General features: G+C 59.5%; 13 protein-coding genes. 3 read left to right on the top strand and 10 right to left on the bottom strand.

Annotated elements, in window-relative coordinates:
- Positions 1-157: 157 nt before the first annotated feature.
- The 8 genes from ABWU19_RS10450 to ABWU19_RS10415 form a co-directional block, all read right to left on the bottom strand.
- Complete coding sequence (locus ABWU19_RS10450; protein WP_435901630.1) at positions 158-1,075, bottom strand: response regulator; 918 nt, start codon at positions 1,073-1,075, stop codon at positions 158-160.
- A gap of 238 nt (positions 1,076-1,313) precedes the next feature.
- Entirely contained in the window at positions 1,314-2,051 is a 738-nt protein-coding gene (locus tag ABWU19_RS10445; protein ID WP_435901629.1) for a DUF4388 domain-containing protein, read from the bottom strand.
- 75 nt (positions 2,052-2,126) lie between these two features.
- Positions 2,127-4,868, bottom strand: a complete 2,742-nt coding sequence (locus tag ABWU19_RS10440) for a hybrid sensor histidine kinase/response regulator (RefSeq protein WP_435901628.1) — start codon at positions 4,866-4,868, stop codon at positions 2,127-2,129.
- Between the two features lie 8 nt (positions 4,869-4,876).
- Positions 4,877-7,195, bottom strand: a complete 2,319-nt coding sequence (locus ABWU19_RS10435; protein ID WP_435901627.1) for a methyl-accepting chemotaxis protein — start codon at positions 7,193-7,195, stop codon at positions 4,877-4,879.
- A 9-nt stretch (positions 7,196-7,204) separates the two neighbouring features.
- On the bottom strand, positions 7,205-9,469 hold the full coding sequence (locus ABWU19_RS10430; RefSeq protein ID WP_435901626.1) for a methyl-accepting chemotaxis protein: 2,265 nt from the start codon (positions 9,467-9,469) through the stop codon (positions 7,205-7,207).
- Positions 9,466-10,221 carry an MHYT domain-containing protein gene (locus tag ABWU19_RS10425; protein ID WP_435901625.1) on the bottom strand — a complete coding sequence of 252 codons (756 nt, stop codon included), beginning with the start codon at positions 10,219-10,221 and terminating at the stop codon, positions 9,466-9,468. The genes ABWU19_RS10430 and ABWU19_RS10425 overlap by 4 nt, the downstream gene beginning before the upstream one ends.
- A 40-nt stretch (positions 10,222-10,261) precedes the next feature.
- On the bottom strand, positions 10,262-10,732 hold the full coding sequence (locus tag ABWU19_RS10420) for a chemotaxis protein CheW (protein ID WP_435901624.1): 471 nt from the start codon (positions 10,730-10,732) through the stop codon (positions 10,262-10,264).
- A 58-nt stretch (positions 10,733-10,790) separates the two neighbouring features.
- A complete protein-coding gene (locus tag ABWU19_RS10415) occupies positions 10,791-11,147 on the bottom strand; it encodes a response regulator (protein WP_435901623.1) in 357 nt (118 codons plus the stop codon).
- A gap of 307 nt (positions 11,148-11,454) precedes the next feature.
- On the opposite strand from ABWU19_RS10415, the gene ABWU19_RS10410 reads away from it, so the two are divergent.
- Positions 11,455-11,871 carry a universal stress protein gene (locus ABWU19_RS10410; protein ID WP_435901622.1) on the top strand — a complete coding sequence of 139 codons (417 nt, stop codon included), beginning with the start codon at positions 11,455-11,457 and terminating at the stop codon, positions 11,869-11,871.
- Positions 11,872-11,978: 107 nt separating this feature from the next.
- Positions 11,979-12,356 (top strand): universal stress protein, encoded by a 378-nt coding sequence (locus ABWU19_RS10405; protein WP_435901621.1) that lies wholly within the window; start codon positions 11,979-11,981, stop codon positions 12,354-12,356.
- A gap of 65 nt (positions 12,357-12,421) precedes the next feature.
- Here ABWU19_RS10405 and ABWU19_RS10400 read toward each other — a convergent pair whose 3' ends face one another.
- Entirely contained in the window at positions 12,422-14,068 is a 1,647-nt protein-coding gene (locus tag ABWU19_RS10400) for a dynamin family protein (RefSeq protein WP_435901620.1), read from the bottom strand.
- Between the two features lie 1,297 nt (positions 14,069-15,365).
- Entirely contained in the window at positions 15,366-18,443 is a 3,078-nt protein-coding gene (carB, locus tag ABWU19_RS10395) for a carbamoyl-phosphate synthase large subunit (RefSeq protein WP_435901619.1), read from the bottom strand.
- Between the two features lie 230 nt (positions 18,444-18,673).
- Here carB and ABWU19_RS10390 point away from each other — a divergent pair, with 230 nt between their 5' ends.
- Entirely contained in the window at positions 18,674-19,165 is a 492-nt protein-coding gene (locus tag ABWU19_RS10390) for a ferritin (RefSeq protein WP_435901618.1), read from the top strand.
- Positions 19,166-19,332 lie beyond the last annotated feature (167 nt).

Genomic DNA, 19,332 nt, shown 5'->3' with positions numbered 1-19,332 from the left:
CTTCCTTACTACCCCTTTTTCATGATCCTCGCGCCTGACTTCGTATCAGCAGCGCAACGAAGAGAGTACCGAATACCCCAAAATCTGTCAACACCCCCTGACAAAAAAGCTGTGCAGGAGGCATATAGCCTTCTGCACAGCAACGAGAAAAGTGCGGTTAATTGCCCAGGGCGGCTTTGAGCTGTGGCATTTGCTTTAGCACCAGATAGCGAATTACACCTGTGCCGCCAGTGCCGCGCAGCATGAGCATTAGCGATGCCTTATCGCTGATGCGGTTGATGATGAGGGTTTTACCAGGGTACTCGAGGCTCAGGCTTTGAACGGAGGAGAGGTGGTATTTTTCACCCATTACGCTGCTGATGGACAAAAGCGTGTGTACGTAGGTTGCAAGCAACTCGGGCTCGTCCAGGGTCTGACCCAACCAGGCCAGCAACTGACCGGCATTGTCTACTACGAAAACACTTTCGATTTCGGGCTTGTCCAGGAATGGCCGCAGCTCCTCCAGCAGGGCTTGCCGAGCAGGCGGGGTTGGCTGGGCCTCGAGCGGCGCAGGAACGGCTTCATGGGACGATGTCAAGGCGATCTGGCTTGCGGGAGGGGCCATTGGGGGTTGCGGGGTTGGTGCCTCGGTACGGGCGGGGGTTGCTGTTGGGGCAGAACTGGGTGTTGATATAGCCTCTCCTGCAGCCTGGAGCGACTGCCTGGCGGCGTTGAGCGCCCTTTCGATTTTTGGGAAGAGATCGTCGGGTGTAAAGGGTTTGGAAACCACATCGAAGGCCCCTGCCTGCTGGGCCTGGCTGACCACACCTTCGTTGATGATGCCGGAGATTAGAATTACCGGGATGTTTTTGGTAGAGGCTTGCATTTTAATCGCCTGGCATAGCTCAAAGCCACTCATGCCGGGCATCACCACATCGGCAATAACCAGGTGGGGGGTGTTTTGATTGACCGCCTCCAGGCCCTGCTCGGCGGTTTCGCTGGTTGTAACAACCAGACCACGGGACGACAACAGTTTCTCCAGCACCTTGCGTACGCTGGTGCTGTCATCAACGACGAGTACTTTGGCTCCTTGCATAACTCCCCTAATGCTAGTACCAGTACGGGCTCTACCTGGTGATGCGTAACCATGACGGATGCCATTTACGGCTCAAAGGGCATCTGCCAGACGAGAAATCAACCAAACAACCGCTATGCCGGGTGCTTGAAGCTTTATCGCATTCTTCACAGACGCTGCCACCCATCCGGGAGGTGACTGTGCTGCTTTAGGACAAAGCAATCAAGTTGTGAGCAGCCCAATGTTTGTGAAGAGCGCTCTAGTTGATGCGCTGCTGGCGATGATCCATTTCGACAGCCAGAGAAAGCAGGAGCTGGTCGGTGCTTTTGCGGATGGTAACGGGTTCCAAAAAGAAATCAGCTTCGCTTAGAGGCTCGAAGTGAAAATGGCCCGTGGGCTGGCTTTCGACCTGAAGCAGCAAATGCAGCACGGCGTCTTCGCCACTTTTGCCGGCATATTCGGCGTGGATGAGCTGCCCTTTGCTGAACAACCAGCTGGCGCTATTGCCTTGGACTTCGATCCGAAGCCGCCCGGTTTTGGCCGATTTGGCTAGCCATTGCGCCAATTCGAACAGGCTCATGTCGCCCAGCTGCCCCTGGATGCCGTGTTGCGCTACGGGATTGGCGGGCTCGGTGATGTAGGTTTTGCGGGTGAGCTCGAGGATCAGCTTGTACGCACTGCGAACCACCTCAGCTGCTGGGGTGTCTGGGGGCAGGACCAGGTCGAGGTCGCCGACCTTGGCTGGGGTGAGGCCGTCCAGCAAGACAAAAGGAACCAGCGCAAGCTGTGGGTCAGCGCGTACCATCTCAAAGAACTCCGCACCCGTTAGATCGCTAAGCGAAGCGGTGCTAACGATTACGTCGGGGCGGTGACGTTCTAAAAGGGTCATGGCGTAGAGGGCGCTGTCCTCGACCTGGACATCAAACCCCGACAGCGCAAAGCTGTCTTTGAGCGCAACGCCACGCTTGGCCTGACCGGTCAGGATCAGGGCTTTCATGGAAAAATCTCCTTTTTCAAGCAAGCCTCACGGTAAAGCGGCGAATTTTGCGGGAGCCGGTCGGAGCACATACCCCTAGATCCCCCGCAAGAACCGCTCTAATTCTACCTCGTCGGCGGGCTTGGTCAGGTAGGCATTTGCACCAAGCTGGGTAGCGAGGTCGCGGTGTTTGGCTGAAGCGCGCGTGGTCAGCACGGCGATGGGCAGATGGGCGAGGTTGGGACGCCGCCGCACCTCCTCTAAAAGCTCAAAGCCAGACATGCGGGGCATCTCGAGGTCGGTCACCACTGCTTGGAAGGGTTGTTGCTGCAAAAGCTCGAGGGCCTCCTGCCCGTCTGCCGCCGTAACCACCTGGTGGCCGGTTTTGCGCAGCATCTGAGCCACCACCTTACGCACCGAGAGCGAGTCGTCGACCAGCAGCACCGGAAGGCGCTGGGTAGAGGGGTTTTTGATGCGGGCCTGGATGGGCATGGAGGTGTTGAGGCTCAGAAGACCGCTGGGGCTCAGCACCAGAATGACCTCGCCAGTGGCCGAAACAGTTGCGCCGATAAGGTGGGGTAGCTCGGAAAGGGGAGCCGTGAGGGGTTTAACCAGGGCTTGCTGCAAACCGACAAAGCGCTCGACCGCCAGGGCGACCAGGGCCCCACCGCGCCCTTCCACCACAGCCAGCGCATATTCTTCTTGTTCTATGGGTGGCAAGCCCAGGAGCGCGCTGAGGAGCTTAATGGGGACGGGGCTGCCCTCATAGGCCACTTCTTGCTGACCCGCAGGCGCTGTGAGCAAGGTAACCAGGCTTTCGCGGGGAAGGCCGATTACCTGCCCGCCGGTTTGCAGCAACAGGATGTCTGAGACCACCAGGTTCTGGGGAACCCGCAAGCGGAAGGTAGTACCCAGGCCACTGCGGGTTTCGACGGTCAGGTCACCGCGCAGACGGCGGATGGTGGCCGCAACCACATCGAGGCCCACCCCACGCCCGGCCACGTCGGAAACCACCAAAGCGGTGGAAAGACCGGGGAGGAAGATGAGCTCCATGGCCTCTTCCGGGCGCATGGCTTCCACCTGGGCCTGCGTGCGCAAACCCTTTTCGACCGCCTTTTGCTTGACCGCCTCGAGGTTGATGCCACGCCCATCGTCGCTAATCTCCAATACCAGGGTGCTGCGTTGCTGCTGGGTGCGGATGGTCAGGGTACCCTGCGGGGTTTTGCCTGCGGCCAGGCGCTCAGCCGGGCTTTCGATGCCGTGAATTACAGCGTTGTTGACCAGGTGGAGCAGGGCTTCGGAAAGGCCATCCAGCAGCACCGAGTCAATTTCGACCTGTTCTCCCTGGAGCTGAAGTTGCACCTGCTTTTCGCCAGCGATTTGCTGTACCTGGCGGGTGAGTCGGGCGTAAAACCGGCCTATTGGAATGAGGCGGGCCCGGCCTACTTCGTTGCGCAGGTCTTGCGAAAGCTTACCGAAGAGTTCGGTTTCCTGGCGGAAGGCCTTGATCTGTTCGCTAAGGGTGTGGCGCACCTCGGCCAGGTCACTGGTCATTTCCTGGATGGAGCGGGCCAGGATGTTGAGGTCGTCGTAGCGGTCGAACTCGAGCTCGGTAAAAAGCTCCTGTACGGTTTTGCCCAGGGTGCTCTGGGCCTGGGGGTTCTGGGCCTCCTGCACAAGGGAGAGGCGCGGGTTGAGGTAGCGGGTTTCGAAATCGGAAGTGGTGCGCAGGAGCCGCTGGCGGGCCACCTCTAGCAGCTCTTCCATCTCCTCGAAACGCTGGGCCAGCAGCTCCAGGCGCGAGCGGGCTACCAGGGTTTCGCCGGCCAGGTTGAGCAGGGCATCGAGGCGCTCGAGGCTTACCCGCACCGATGCGGTGCTGCTGGAGCGGGTGGGCTGCACGGAAGGCCTGGGAGGTGCGGGGGCAGGCGCCTGGGGGCTTGCTGGGGCTTCCTGGCCCAGCAGGTGGGCCAGCCGGCCCTGTAGCTCAAAGAGCTGGCTGCCGAGGGTCTGGGCGGCTGGTGGGTCTTTACCTTCGGCCACCACAATCATTTTGCCCAGCACCTGCGCCCCTTCCAGGATGAGGTGTGCGACCTGGTCGTTCCAGGATTTGTGGCCTTCGCGCACCGCTACCAGGAGGTCCTCGAGCTGGTGGGCCAGGGCCCCAATGGGCTTGCAACCTACCGAGTAGGCCGCCCCCTTCACGGTATGCATGGCCCTGAACAAAGCCCGCAGGTGCTCGCCGTTCTGGCTGTCAAGCTCTAGCTGGGCCAGCGCACTGGCCACATGGTCGAGGTTCTCGAGGGTTTCTGGGGCGAAAAACTCCCAGAATTCGGTGTTTTGCCGGTAGAAGTTCTGTAGCTCTTCCACCACCCCCACCTGGGTCTGGCCTGGCGGGGGGATTGTTTCTTGGGTGGGCTCGGGGCTATTGCTGGCGAAGGCTTCGGGGTTCAGGGTGGTGAGCTCTTGGATCAGGGCTGCAGCCCCTAAACGTCCAAGCTCGAGGCCCACCCGGCCCTCCTGGCCGTGGATGGCAATGTTTTCCAGCGCGTTGACCAGCACTGCTGTTAACTGGCCCATAAACTCGATGACCCTGGCCTGTTGGGGTTCAGTATAGCGGGGTGCGGCTTCCAGAATGCGCTCGGCTAAAGCGCCCAGGTTGGAGATTTGCGGAAAGCCGTACAATCCCGCCGAGCCTTTGAGGCGGTGGGCCATGACCACCAGGGGTTCGTGGCGCTTTATGGCCAGAAACTCGGCAGCCTGCTCGAAGACCGCCACGGTCTCCCAGGCCTCCTCGAGGAAGCTTTGTAGCAGATCGGGCGTGGTTGCAGCAGTCATGGCCTCTCCTAGTCGGGCAGGCGGAAGCGACCCAGGTTTTTGGTGAGCTCCTGGGCCAGCACCCGCATGGCCTCGGCAGACTGGCGGCCTGCCTGGCTTTCCGCTCCGGTTTTTTGTGCAGTCTGGGTGATTTTTTGCACGGCCTGATCGACCCGTTCCACCACCGATACCTGACTCTGGGCCAGGCTGGAAATTTCCTGGGCCAGGCCCGCGGATTGTTCGGCCAGTTTGGCGATCTCCTCGAGGCGGCTACCGGCGCTGTTGGCCGTGCTGTAGCCGGTCTCCACCTCGCGTACCCCTTCTCGAACCAGCTCGACCACCCGGCCAATGTCGTTTTGCACCTGTTGCACCAGATTGTTCACCCGGCTGGTCTCACGGGCCGACTCTTCGGCCAGTTTGCGGATTTCATCGGCCACAATGGCAAAACGACGGCCTGCAGCCCCTGCTCCAGCGGCCTCGAAGGAGGCGTTGAGGGCCAGAAGGTTGGTTTGCGAGGCGAAGTCCTCGAGCACCCGGGTAATGTTTTCGATCTCGGCAGAACGCTGGGCCAGCGCAGTAATGTTCTCGGCGATGGCCTGCATCTCCCTGCGGATGTCGCTCATGCCCGAGAGGGTCTGGGTTACGGCCTGGCGGCCAAGCTGGGCCGACTCGAGGGTCTGACGGGCGGCCTCGGCGGTGAAACCTGCACTTTGGGCCATCTGACGGATATTGCTGGCTACCATGCGGGTCTGGTTTTGTACCTGGCTTACTTCCTGGGCTTGCGAAAGGGCCCCGGCAGCGATGGAGGCGGTGAGTTGATCCATTTGTGCGGCGCTCTCGTTCACCGACTCGGCGGCCTGCCTTACCCCCTTGAGCAGCTGGGCAATTTCCTCAATGGTCAGGTTCACTGCGTCTACCACGTTGCCCAGCGCATCGTTGGTGACCTGGCCTCGTTTGGTAAGGTCGCCCTGGGCGATCTCGGTAGCGACTGCCAAGAAGTGCCGCACATTTTCCTGGAGCTGCAAGCTCCGCTGGCGTTCGGCCTCTTGCTGCTCGAGCAGGGAGCGCAAGGTCAGGATGGACTGGTTCAGGGTCTTGCTGACCAGGCCCAGCTCGTCGTTGGAGCGAAGGTGGGCCAGGGTGGAAAGATCGCCCTGCCCAAGGTTTTGCGCCACCCGGGTCAGCTCCCGCACCGGCGCCAGAATGGAGTTCGTAACCTTAACAATCAGCCAAAGCGATAGCACCAGCGTTGCAACCACAATAAACAGGATGAGTACCTGCTGATTGACCAGCTGCCCCAGGCGTCCATCGAGCAGGTCGTTAAGCTGGGCCAGGGCTGCGTTTTGTACAGCGAAGTAGGCCTCAATGGGGCGGCTTAGCTGGTCAAGGTACAGGCTGGGCTCGAGGGCATAGCGTTTGCTCAACACTTCCCGACGGGTCAGCTCAAGCGCTGATTCGGTGATGGCCCTGGCCGAGTTTACCCGCTCACTCAGGCTGTCGCCTAGTTGAGGGTTGGTGGTCAGGGCGTTTTTTACCGATTGATCGAGCAAAGCGGTTGCCGAAGGAACCTCTCCAAAGCCCGTACTGCGATTGGCGAGCGATGCCAGAAGCCCGTTCAGTCGCTTTTCTTGCTCCGGGGTTAGCTGCTTGGTCTGCAAAACCGTAGCGCCGATGCCCTGCACCTGGCTCAGGGTTTCCATAACCGGCTGTAGGCGGTAGACCACCGAATCTACCAGCCAGTAGCTCTGTGCGTTTGGATCCAGCGTCAGCTTGGAGCCGATGGCAATTTGCTTGTAAATCCCCAGTAGCTGCTGGATGAGCTGGGTGTGCTCCTGGAAGCTTTGCGAGGGGCCATACTTCATGGCGAGCAGGGTATCCCAGTCGGTTTTGAGGGTTGCTAGTTTCTCCCCAATGCCGAAGGGGTCGCCTGCAGCCCGGTTCATCTGTGCGAGCAGCAGCAGGTCGCGGCTGACCTCCTCGGCCTTCTGGGTGCGGGCAACGACAAGCTCCTGATTGCCGGAGAGGATAACCGCGCTTAGGCTACGGTGCTCGGCCATGGCCTTGAGCAGGTTTCCGCTGTTTTGCAGGAAGAGCACCCCTTGTTTTTCAGCCCGCACAAAGTTGACATCGTTGCGCTGCTCATTAACCAGCACAAACAACAAATAGAAAATTGGAAACAGCAAAGGAACAACCAGCAGGGCCAGTTTGTAGGGAATGCGGAGGCTTCCGAAGAATCCGGTATAGGGGGCCTCGAGGGTTTCGGCATCTTCCCGCACCTTTCGGCTTTGGGCGCCCAGGGGCCCTACCTGCTTGACTTCTACTTCGCGATAGTCGCGTTGCAGTGCCATAGTTTCCCTTTATGCGGGCAGCCGGAAACGGCTCAGGCTGCGGCTGAGTTGCTGGGCCAGGGCTTGCAACTGCTCAGCAGTCTGGCGGCCTTTGCGGCTCTCCTGGTCGGTTTGCAGGGCGGTGTTGTAGATCTCCTGCACCACACCGGTTACTTCTTCCACCCGGCTTACCTGTTCTTGGGCTAGCTGTGCAGCGTAGCGGGCGGCCTCAGCGGATTGCTGGGCCAAAGCTGCGATCTGCTCGAGCTTGCTCCCGGCTTCGGTTGCAATGCGGTAGCCCTGCTCCACCTCGCGGGTACCACCCTCTACCGAGATCACCACACCTTGGATCTCGGTCTGGATGCCCTTGACCAGCAGGTTCACCCGCTGGGCAGCGCGGGCCGAGTCCTCGGCCAGCTTGCGTACCTGGTCGGCCACCACCGCAAAGCGGGCACCGGCCTCACCGGCACCGGCGGCCTCGATGGCGGCGTTCAGGGCCAGCAGGTTGGTCTGCTTGGCGATGCGCGAGATGGTGTCCACCACCTCGGAAATCTCCAGCGAGCGGTCGGAGAGGCCTTTGATGCTCTTGGAGATGCTCTGTACCTCACGCCGGATGTTCTGCATACCGCTGAGGGTGTTTTGCACCGCGCCCTGGCCCTCCAGCGCGGCCTCCTTGGCCTGCATCACCAGCTCGGAGCCCTGCACGATTTGCTCGGCCATGCTATGAATGGAATCGGTGGTGTCGAGTGCTTCGATGCGGGCCCGGGCCGAAAGCTCTGCCTGCGATTCGGCCTTTTCTTGCACGCTAGCAGAGCTCAGGGCCATCTCTGTAGCACCCTGGTTTACCATCTCGGCGGCGGTTTGTACTTGCTTGAGCAGGAAGGCAATTTCCTCGATGGTCAGGTTTACCGCGTCTACCACGTTGCCCAGCACGTCCTCGGTTACGCGCCCGCGCTTGGTCAGGTCTCCCTGGGCAATATCCATGGCTATGTTCAGGAAGGCCCCGATGTTTTCTTGTAGAAGCTGGCTTTGGCGAAGCTGTTCGGCGTCGGCTTCGGCCTTGGCTTTGAGCTGCACGGCAGTTTCGTTGAAGGTGCGGGCCAGCGAGCCGAGCTCGTCGGAGGATTGCACCGGTACCTGCACCCCCAGGTCGCCTTTACGCAAACGCATGGAGGCATTAAAGAGCTGCCCCACCGGGCCGGTAATTGAGCGAGCCACAGCCCCTACCACACCTAAGGTTAACGCCAAAGCCAGGGCGATGGTCACAAACAACAAAGCCTGCGCTTGCTGGGTAGTTTGTATTCTGTTCAGGAGGTACTTGGTCAATATTTGTGAGGTTTGTTGCCCAAGTTGAGTAATGCCGGTATTGATGGTGACGAAAGTGCTGGCATACTCACCGGGACGAAGGGTGGTGCGGGTGGTGGCAAGAATCGAGTTGGTCACCAGGGTATCGGCAAAGCCCACATCTCCAGCGAGCTTTTCCACTTCAAGCGCGATGCTTTCCAGGTCGCGGGATTGTTCTAATTCGCTCTGCGCTACCTTCAACAAAATGGTCTCGGATTGCTCAGAGGCACGCTTGAGCAGGTTTAAGATTTGCTCCCGCTCATAGATGAGCGCCGATCCTCGAGCCAGCACCACCATGCCCAGGAAGCGCAATTCGGCCAGGGTTTCGCGCAAGGCCGGCAGGTTGCGCAGGGCGATTTCGGTAAGCAGGAATGCTTCCGCGCTTGTGTTCAGCAGCAGGCCTGAGGACAGGCTCAGCTTCTCAAGGGTCTGGTTTAGCTGATTGATCAGCTGCTGGTGCATCTCAAAAATGGCGTTGACGCCGGCAGCCTGGCTTTGGTTTTTAATCTGCTCCCAGGCTTGGCTGAGCTCGCTGAGCGATGCGGCAAGACCAAAGCGATCTTTCATGCCCTCATTGAGCTGAACAAGCCGATTGAGGGCGGTATCCACATCGCCCGCTTCTTTTGCTAGGTCGGTGCTTGTGCCTAAGAGCTTGTTATCTATGCTGAAGCGCCGGTGTTCACTCACCTGCTGGATTGTGTCAAAAAGCGCCTGGGCAAGCTGGTATCCAAGCAGCTGGTTATAAGAGCGCTCGCTTTGCCGTTGCTCATTGAAAAAAAGGATGCTTACAGGCACAACGCCTGCCACCGAGAACGCAAGCACGATCAGAAGGAGCTTTTGCCAGATCTTTAGCGATCCCAGCAGCCCACCCGTGGGCAGGAGCTGTGTGGGCATGGCTGGGGTAGGGCGACGGGAGGGGCGAACGGTGGTTTTGGGGCTGCGGCGGATCATGCTTCGGCCTCCTGAACAACCTCTGTGGAGGTCTCGAGCAGAGAGGTAAGAAACAACGGTAGCCCCAGTATGGCCACTGCAAACAACAAGAAAACGTTAAGCGAAAGCAGGGCGCCGCTTGCGGCCATGCTGTGAATTTGCTCGCTGCCGGTGTTGGTGAAACGGGCTGCAAGCATGGCGGTGTAGTGCATAAAGGGAATGGCCGACCCAGTGATGACCGCCGTGACCAGCTGGCGGAAAGGAACTCGACTAAAAGCCGGGCTGATTAGTGTCCAGATACCGAAGGTGCCCAGCGCTACGGCTACCAGAACCGAGGCCACAACCAGAAGGGGGTCGAAGGATAGCTGGGCGTTGAGGCGCATGGCAAACATGCCCACGTAGTGCATAGTTCCGATGCCCGCACCCAGAAAAAAGCCAGAGAACAGTATTTGCTTGAAGCCAACCTTCGGCTGACTGACTGCCTGGAAAGCTGCTGCGGCCCCCACGATTGCAAATAGCACCGAGATCAGGGTCAGGAGGGGGTCGTAAGCGATCAGCATGTTGAGCTGTAGGGCGGTCATGGCAGTGAAGTGCATGGCCCAGACCCCCAGCCCAAAGGTAACGGCTCCCAGCCACAACCAGTTTTTGTTGATGCTGGTTTGCCTTAGGCGGTTGATGATGGCCAGTGCGGCATAGGCTGCCAAGATGGCTATCAGGAACGAGGCCACAACCAGCAGGGGATCGTGGCTGATAGGAAGGTGGGTTTGCTCCATAGGGACTCCTTAAAAAGGTTGTGCAGTTGGCTTAGCGGGTTCAGGCTTGCGGGCTGGCCTGGACTGGCGCAACCGAAGTGCGGGTGGCTGGCGAGATCCGGGTGGTGAGGTGCTCGAGCAGGCCGCTTGGATTCAGGACGCGGATGCTTTGCTCGCCATCTTTCACCACAGCGCTGAACAGGGGCTCCTGGCTGGGGGATACCCAGGCACCGCTCAGATCGGTGCGAAGCCCGGCCACCTCGTCAACCATAAAGGCCATGGGTTGTCCTTCGACCTCGAGCAAAGCAGCAATGCCAGAGCCGGCGGGCGGAATCTGTAGCACCTGGCTCAGGTCGAATACCGGCACGATCTGGCCCTGGTTGCTCAGGAGTCCCAGCAGAGGTGGAGGGGCCAACGGAACGGGGGTGGGCTGCGTCACTTCCAGCACTTCTTTTAAGGCTTTTGGCTCTATTCCCAAAAAGATACTGCCGAGCCGCAGAACCCAGATTCTGCCGATGCTGATGTGGTTCATAACCGAGCCATATCCTCCTGGTTGTAGATAGCCCGACGAGCCAGAACCGCTTGGCGGCCTAGAGGATTTCCTGAACTGCTTTACGCAGGTCCTCGGGGGTGTAGGGCTTGGTCAGGTAGCCATTGGCGCCCTGGCGCTTACCCCACTCAATATCGGTCGGGGCGCTCTTGGAGCTGATGACCAGCACCGGAATGTGCTTGGTAGACTCGTTGCGCCGCAGGGAGCGAAGAACCTCGTAGCCGTTGCGCCCAGGCATGACCACATCGAGCAGAACCGCATCTGGTTTTTCGGCTTCGATGCGCTGTTCTACATCCTCACTCCCCTGGTACAGCACCACCTGGTGGTATGGTGCAAGCGACTGTTCGATGAGCTTCAGGTCTGCCAGCGAGTCATCAACTGCGATGAGTTTTGCCATAGTTACCTCCGGGTTTGCGGGTAGAGGTAGCGATGACTGCAAAGGGGGTATTTCCACCCGCAACATAGACTAAAGTTACGCGAGGCGTTACGCCGGGCTTGTGACGAATGAACAAGCCGGAGGTATTTAGGCGTTACGTCGGATGGAAACCCCACCTGAGGGGCTCGCTTCGGGTCAGGGCAGCGCTAGGGAGGCCCTAAACTGCTCGAGAAGACCTCATAATATGCTTGCAAGACAGGGGTGAACCATTGTTGAGCGTGCAGTATCCGACAAGCATCCCCTGGATGCGCTGGCTTAGGAGGTAGCTATGTTCAAAAATATCCTGTTGGCCTTCGATGGCTCGGAACATGCCCAGAAAGCGGCCCTGCTGGCTGCTGATCTGGCCCGTCAGTACCGCGCTTCGCTGTGTCTGGTTCATACTTACGATCCGGTTCCAGACTACTTAGGAGAACCCTTTTTGCAAGAGGCCATCTCGAAACGAACCGAAGCAGCAGATCGGGTGGTGGCACAGGCTCTGGCCCTGCTGGGCGAGTTTCCCCAGCTTGAAACCGAAGTGCTGGAAGGGCCCCCGGCTGAGGCCATTTTGCGGGTTGCAGAGATTCGAAAGGTCGACTTGATAGTAATGGGAACCAGGGGTTTGGGCCAGCTAAAGGGTTTGCTGCTGGGTAGTCAGAGTCAGAAGGTGTTAACCCACGCGCGGTGCCCGGTGCTTTTGGTGCGCTGAGTCCTTTCCTGGACGGGGCCTTGCGGCAGCGAGGTGCGGTAGGGACACAAAGCCCTTTATGAAGGGCTAGGCTAATGCTGAGGCACTTGTAGAAACGGAGGCGGACGATGTTCAAGAAGGTTCTGGTTGCCACCGACTTTTCGCCGTGTGCAAAGCGCGCTCTGGAGCTGGCTCGAGCCAGCTTCCCACAGGCTGAGCTGCGGGTGATACACGTGGTAACAGCAGACTCGCCTTTTACCGCCACCGAGGCCCTGCTCGAGCTGGAGCTGCTGGTATCCAGCACCTGGGAAGATGACGCAGTTCGACCTGGCCACGAAGTTGCCCAGGGTAACCCGGTTCAGCAGGTAATAGAGTCGGCTAAAGCCTGGGAAGCCGACCTAATCGTGATTGGGGTTAGTGGTCAGGGCGGCCAGGGCCTGGGCTCGGTAGCCGAAGGGCTGGTACGGGCCTCGGCGATACCGGTGCTTACCGTGAAAGACCCCTAAAGGCAGGGCTGATAAAGGCCCATTGCGCTGCGCCAGATACTCAAGCAATTGCGCTTCGCGGCGCTCTAGTCCAGCCGGTTGCGCAGCTCGAGCGCCTCTCGCCTTAGGTCTTCGACCAGCTGCAGGTGGGCCAGGGCGGCGTTGCGGGTGTTCTCTAGACGGGTGCAGGGGGTGCGATACAGGCTGTTGAAGCGTTGGTGGGTGCGCTCTATCTCGGTATTCAGGGTCTCATGCAAAGCCCGCTCGAGGGTGCTCTTTAGCTCAGCCAGCCGCTCACGCAGGCGGGTTTTCGCAACCTCTTTGCGGCGGGGCAGGATGGAGGTGGCCAGGATGGCCCCAAACACCGTGGCAAAAATGCCCAGGATGTCGAAGGCAATCTTTTGTGCGACCAGCAGGATGGTCAGGCCCAGGCCCATTACCCCTACTTCAGCCAGGGCGGTGCCGCGCAGGCTCTCCTGGATGAAGTCGCGCAACTGTATCGCTTCGGCCTCGGCGTCGAAGGAGCGCAGGGCCTCTTCCAGGTTTCCGGCAATGGTGCGCTCTTCTGGCCCGACCTGCTCAGTGCGCCGCAGTCCGGGGGCTTCGCGCAGCAGCGAGAGGGCGTCTTCCAGCAGCTCACGGTCACGTTTGGCCAGCCAGTTCATGGCCTCGAGCACGCGGCGCTCAATTTCTTGATTAGCGCCTTTGACCACGTCATCGATAAAGCTTTGCTTAAGCTTGTTGGACTGCATGAGCTCGAGAAACCTGGAGAACCGCACTTTCTCGTCCAGCCAGCGCTCACCCCTGACGCGCACCTCGTCAATGGCCTGCAGGGCCAGTGCAACCTGGCCGCTAAAGTCGCGGCGGGTGCGTTCTTCGTGCCGCTGGAGCAGGCCATCCAGCTCATGGCAGGTGGCGAGTTGCTTCTCGGTCTCCTTTATCCTGGTCTCCAGCGCAGGCCTGGCTTCTTCGGCGAGCCGGGCCAGTACCCCCAGCGGTGCGCCCAGCTTGAGCTGGGCTGCCTGGTGGGTGAGCACCTGGTAGATGTGGGCCTCGAGCTCGGGGATATGACTGGTAGCTGCTTGGCCTTGCCGTGCCCGGCGGGCCGACACCGCAAAGATTGGGGGAATATGCCCCAGGGTTTGGTCGACGCCTTTGCGGACGAACTCGAGTACTTGCGGTAGCTCGGCCTCGCTGAGCAGATCCATTTTGTTGATGACCAGCACCACCTTTTTGCCCCAGGCTCGAATAAAACTCAAAAAATTGGCTTCGGACTGCGTAAAGGGCCTATCGGCACTGGTGACGAACAAAATCAGGTCGGCGCGCGGAAGGAATTTCTGGGTCAAGACCTGATGGTGTTGCAGGATGGCGTTGGTGCCGGGGGTATCTACCAGCCGTACCTCCTTGAGCAGAGGGTGAGGCAGCTCTATCAGCACCAGCTCAGGTGACTGCGGTTGTAGTTTGGGTTCGGGGCCATAGCCAATCAGGTTGATGCGGTCGGTGGTGGGCGTAACACCTTCCTTTAAGAAGTCGCCCCCCAGCAGGGCATTAAGCAACGATGACTTTCCGCTGTTAAACTCACCGACAACCACGAGCAAAAAAGGGCCGTCGAGGTCTAATAAAGCCTGTTTGAGCGGCTCCGTCTCGATGCCCACTCGAGCCAATGCGTCCAGCCCTTTGGTTAGTAGCGCACGCACATCCTGGGCCAGGGCCATGGTCTTGGAATCCAGCATGGTGAGTATTGTATCGCAGGGTCATGTAAGCGCTTTGTACATGGGGCTGCTGCTGCGATAACCGAGCAACCAGCCCGGCCCGTCTAACCGGTTGCTTATGCCGGTGCTCAATTTGCTGTGGGGAAGCCTATTTGTCGCTTGCCACAGGCAAGGCATTGATTCTTGCATCGGGGAGGCAAGCGGTGAATTCCAGGCGGGGCTCGGGCGTCACGGGTGTTTGGTGCGATGCAGACGCAAATTGATTAAGATGGCCTGGTGAAAGCTGTATATGCTCAAAAAAAGCGATAAAAAAGGGCAAAACGCAATAGTCCGATTGGCATCGAAGAGATTGAAAATTCACCAACGGGTTGTATTTTATGTGTCAAAAGCACACAACATGTTGTATAGTGAGGCTCAGTGGAGAAACAATCTAAAAGCACCACTTGTCCCCAGCGCACACAAGGCCTCTTGGGGGTTGTGTGATTGGGCAAATCATCCGCTGGATAGCGCATGATTTGTGAGTCAGGGCTTAGATGACTCCACACTGAACTAAAGGAGGTACATACATGCCTGAACAAACAAAAACTGAATCCACCCAAAAGCCCGCTGCCAAGAAGGCTGCGACCAAGAAAACAGCCAGCAAAACCGCAGCCAAGACTGCCCCTAAAGCCGCTGCCAAGACCACTGCCAAGAAGGCTGCCCCCAAAGCAGCCCCTGCCAAGGCTACCGAAAAGGCTACTAAAACAGCCCCTAAGGCCCCAGCCAAAGCTGCTGCCAAGACCACTGCTAAGACCACCGCCAAGAAGGCTGCTCCCAAAGCAGCCCCTGCCAAGGCTGCTGCGAAACCATCTGTCGAGGCCAAGGCTAAACCCGCTGCGAAAAAAGCGGCTGCGCCTAAGAAAACGGCTAGCAAAACCACTGCCAAGGCTGCGCCTAAGAAAGCGGCTGCCAAGAAGTAGGTGTTGTTTATTCACTGGCTCCATAGCGGAGCCAGTTTTTTTGTTTTAAGTGTCTCCATAAGCGAAATGCAAGACGCCGTACCGAAAGTTTGCTTTAGGAATTGCGCCAGGTATGCATTGACTCATTCCTGCCCTGGCGCAACTTAGCCTCGAGCCAGCCAGCACAATTAACGGGCTGCGTTGTGCATACGGCCCTAGGTGAATCTCCTGAACGCGAATGTTTTGCCCCACCCGAAGGGCGGACGATCCCCATCGCGCGGCTGTTCACCAGGCTTCACAGAGATGTGCCGCATTGCGGCGTTTTGATAAGCATCTCGGCGAATACCGCGCTAAACAGCAAGCTTCAGGTGGGGTTTGTATCAGGCAGTATGCCAGCCTTGCAACGACCGAACCGGCAGGTTGGAGCTGCGAGCCCGCTTAATGGCCTCGAGGCTCCACCTGGCCCCCTCGAGGGTGGTGATGAAGGGCTTGCCGGTTTCCACGGCCCGGCGCAGCTCGGGGTCGGGGGTGAGGGCCACCAGCAGGTCGTAATCCCCTTCGGAGACCTCGAAGCCGGCGGCTTCCCATTCGGGCTCAAGGTGCTCGGCCCCAATAAAGCGCACCCTGCCGGCCAGCGGCAGCTGCTGGCCTACGCCGAGTTCGGCCCGGTAGTAGGCCAGGTAGGGGTCGGTGTCTATGCCCATGCTTTCGCCGGTGGAGCGCATCTCGGGCCCCAACACCGGGATGACCCCAGGGAATTTGAGCCAGGGGATGAGCACTTCCTTGACCGAATAGAAGCCGGGGGTGGGGTCCTGGGTGAAGCCCAGCTCGTCCAGGGTTTTGCCCACGGCAATCAGGGCGGCATACTTGGCCAGCGGGTGCCCGATGGCCTTGGAGACGAAAGGCACCGTGCGTGAGGCGCGGGGGTTGGCTTCCAGGATGTAGAGCGTGCCGTCCTTGAGGGCGTACTGCACGTTGATCAGGCCCTTCACCCCCACCGCCAGGGCCAGCTTGCGGGTGTAGGCCCGGACGGTCTCGAGCTGTTCGGGAGTCAGGGAGACGGGCGGCAGGATGGTGGCCGAGTCGCCGGAGTGCACCCCGGCCCGCTCGATGTGCTCCATGATGCCGGCCACCACCACCTGCTTACCGTCGCAGAGCGCGTCCACATCAAGCTCGAGCGCGTTTTCCAGGTACTCATCCAGCAAAATCGAGGGCCGCTCGGAAAGGGCCGCGTAGATGCCATTCAGATACCAGCGCAGCTCCTCGGCGTTGTGCACCACCTGCATGGCCCGCCCGCCCAACACGTAGCTAGGCCGGGCCATCAGGGGATAACCCAGGGCCTCGGCCAGCTTGAGGGCCTCTTCGGGGGTGCGGGCCACCGCGCCTTTGGGCTGAGGAATGCCCAGCTCGGCGCAGAGCTTGTTGAACTCGGCGCGGTCTTCGGCCTTGTGGATGGATTCCCAACTCGTTCCCAGCAGCGTGACCCCGGCCTCGGCCAGCTTTTTGGCCAGCTTGAGGGGGGTCTGGCCGCCCAGGGTGGCAATGACCCCCAAAGGCCGCTCGTGTTCAACCAGATTAAGCACGTCCTCCAGCGTGAGCGGCTCAAAGTAGAGGCGGTCGGCGGTGTCGTAGTCGGTGGAGACCGTTTCGGGGTTGGAGTTGACCATAATGGTCTCGTAACCTGCATCGCGCAGTGCCCAGACCGCGTGCACGGTAGCGTAGTCGAACTCCACCCCCTGCCCGATGCGGATGGGGCCGCTGCCCAGGATCACCACTTTTTGCTTGCTGGTCTGGCGAACTTCATCCTCCAACTCATAGGTGCTGTAGTGGTAGGGGGTGTAGGCCTCGAACTCGGCGGCGCAGGTGTCCACGGTCTTGTAGACCGGCCTGGAGCCCGCGGCCAGGCGCTCTTTGCGGGCCATCGTTTCCGAAACCCCCACCAGTTCGCCCACTTGCGCGTCGGATAGACCCAAGCTTTTGACATAGCGCCAGTCTTCGGCATCCTCCAGCCGGGCATGCTCGGTCTCGAGGTCGTGCTCGGCGTCCACCACCTCTTTGAGCTGGGTCAGGAACCAGGGCTCGATTTTGGTTTTTTCGTAAAGACGGTCTACCTGTTCGCCCCGCCGCAGCAGTTCCAGAATTGCATAAATTCGCGTGGGGCTGGGGTAGAGCCGGGCCTCGAGCTCCTCGCTGGTATAGCTGGAAAACCCGGCCCGCACGTCGGCTTCCAAACTCCTGAGGGCCTTGCCGAAGGACTCCTTGAAGGTGCGGCCAATGGCCATCACCTCGCCCACGCTCTTCATCTGGGTGCCCAGCCGGTCGGAGAAGCCGCCGGGATTCACATTGGGCAGGGTGTTGAACTTCTCAAAGGCAAAGCGGGGAATCTTGGTGACCACGTAGTCGATGGTGGGCTCGAAGGAGGCCGGGGTTTTCCGGGTAATGTCGTTGGGGATCTCGTCCAGGGTGTAGCCCACCGCCAGCAAGGCCGCAATCTTGGCGATGGGGAAGCCGGTGGCTTTGGAGGCCAGGGCGCTCGAGCGCGAAACCCGGGGGTTCATCTCGATCACAATCATGCGGCCTGTTTTGGGATCGACCGCAAACTGGATGTTGGAACCGCCGGTCTCCACCCCAATTTCGCGGATGATGGCGATGGCCGCGTCGCGCATTTTTTGGTACTCCACATCCGAGAGGGTCTGGGCGGGTGCAACCGTGATGGAGTCGCCGGTATGCACCCCCATGGGATCCACGTTCTCGATGGAGGTGATGATCACCACGGTGTCGTTCTTGTCGCGCATGACCTCGAGCTCGTACTCCTTCCAACCCACGATGGACTCCTCGACCAGCGCGGAGTGGGTGGGGGAGAGGGAGAGGCCCCGGGTCAGGATTTCGATAAACTCCGGTTCGTTTTCGGCGATGCCCCCCCCGGTGCCGCCCAGGGTAAAACTGGGCCGCACCACCACCGGATAGCCGGTAACCTCACGGGCAAAAGCCAGCCCCTCTTCCAGGCTATGCACCATCTTGCCCCTGGGTACGTCCACACCAATCTTGATCATGGCTTGCTGAAAGGCCTCGCGGTCTTCGCCTTTCTTGATGGCTGCGGCGTTGGCACCGATCAGCTCCACGCCGTACTTCGCCAGAATGCCCTGCTCGTGCAGGGCCATGGAGAGGTTGAGCGCGGTCTGGCCGCCCAGGGTGGGCAGGAGCGCATCCGGACGCTCGCTGGCGATGATTTTTTCCAGGAAGTCCACCGTGAGGGGCTCGAGGTAGGTTCCCTCCGAAAGCTCCGGGTCGGTCATGATGGTCGCAGGGTTGGCGTTGACCAGCACCACCTGGTAGCCCACACTTCTAAGGGCTTTGACGGCCTGGGTACCGGAATAATCGAATTCGGCGGCCTGTCCGATGGTGATGGGACCGGAGCCAATGATGAGGATTTTTTTGAGATCGGTGCGGGCGGGCATACCAAGGGGAGAGCATATCATTTATTTGGGCGTCTGACCACCGGGTTTTTGCATAGTATTACAACAAAATGGTATAAACTCGCAGTAAGGCCCAAACCCCATCCTCGCCCAGCACACAGCACACGCGGATAGAGGCCTGCTTATAGGGATGGGATTACTTTGCTGGGGGCCCGAAGTGTTAGCCTTTTACTTGTTAGACGCTTCACAGATTTGCCTGCAAGGAGTGAACCATGCCCAAAGCCACACAGCCGCTTATATCGAGCAAGCTCTCCCAGAAACTCAAGGAACAAATCGGCCACGAGCTTGGAGCGCACCAGCAATACCTGGCCATCGGAACCTACTTTGCCCAGCAGAACCTGGACAAATGGGCGACCCTGTTCTACGGGCAGGCAGCAGAAGAAAAAGAACACGCCCTGAAGATTGTGTGTTTCCTGGTGGATGCGGGCGAGGCCTTCGACTTTCCGGCCATACCGGCTGCTTCCACCCGCTTCAAGAGCGCTGCCGATGCGGTTTCGCAAGCCCTCAAGTGGGAGCGCAGCGTAACCGAGCAGTTCCAGTCCATGGCTAAAGTGGCCCTTTCGGAGGGCGATTTTGTCGGCTTTCAGTTCTTGCAGTGGTTCCTGGAAGAGCAGGTTGAGGAAGTGAGCAGCATGGAGAAGTACCTGGCCCTGGTAGAAAGCGGCATCAACCTTTTCCAGGCCGAGGCTTTGTTGGAGCTGTAGGGCCGAGCTGCGCCATGTCCTGCTGCCCTGCAGCCTGCAGGTGGGGTGGCCCTTTTAGCGCGGCGTGCTCAGGCTAGGGCAATTGCCCCTTTACCTTTTGTCTTATCTTAACTCAAGTTGCCACCTAGACATTCCGAGCTAGAAAGCAAAAACTAAGGCCACTATGA

The organism is Meiothermus cerbereus (assembly GCF_051297115.1).
Classification (GTDB): domain Bacteria; phylum Deinococcota; class Deinococci; order Deinococcales; family Thermaceae; genus Meiothermus; species Meiothermus cerbereus_A.
Note: the sequence above shows the minus strand (reverse complement) of the source record. Positions and strands in the feature narration are given on the sequence as shown.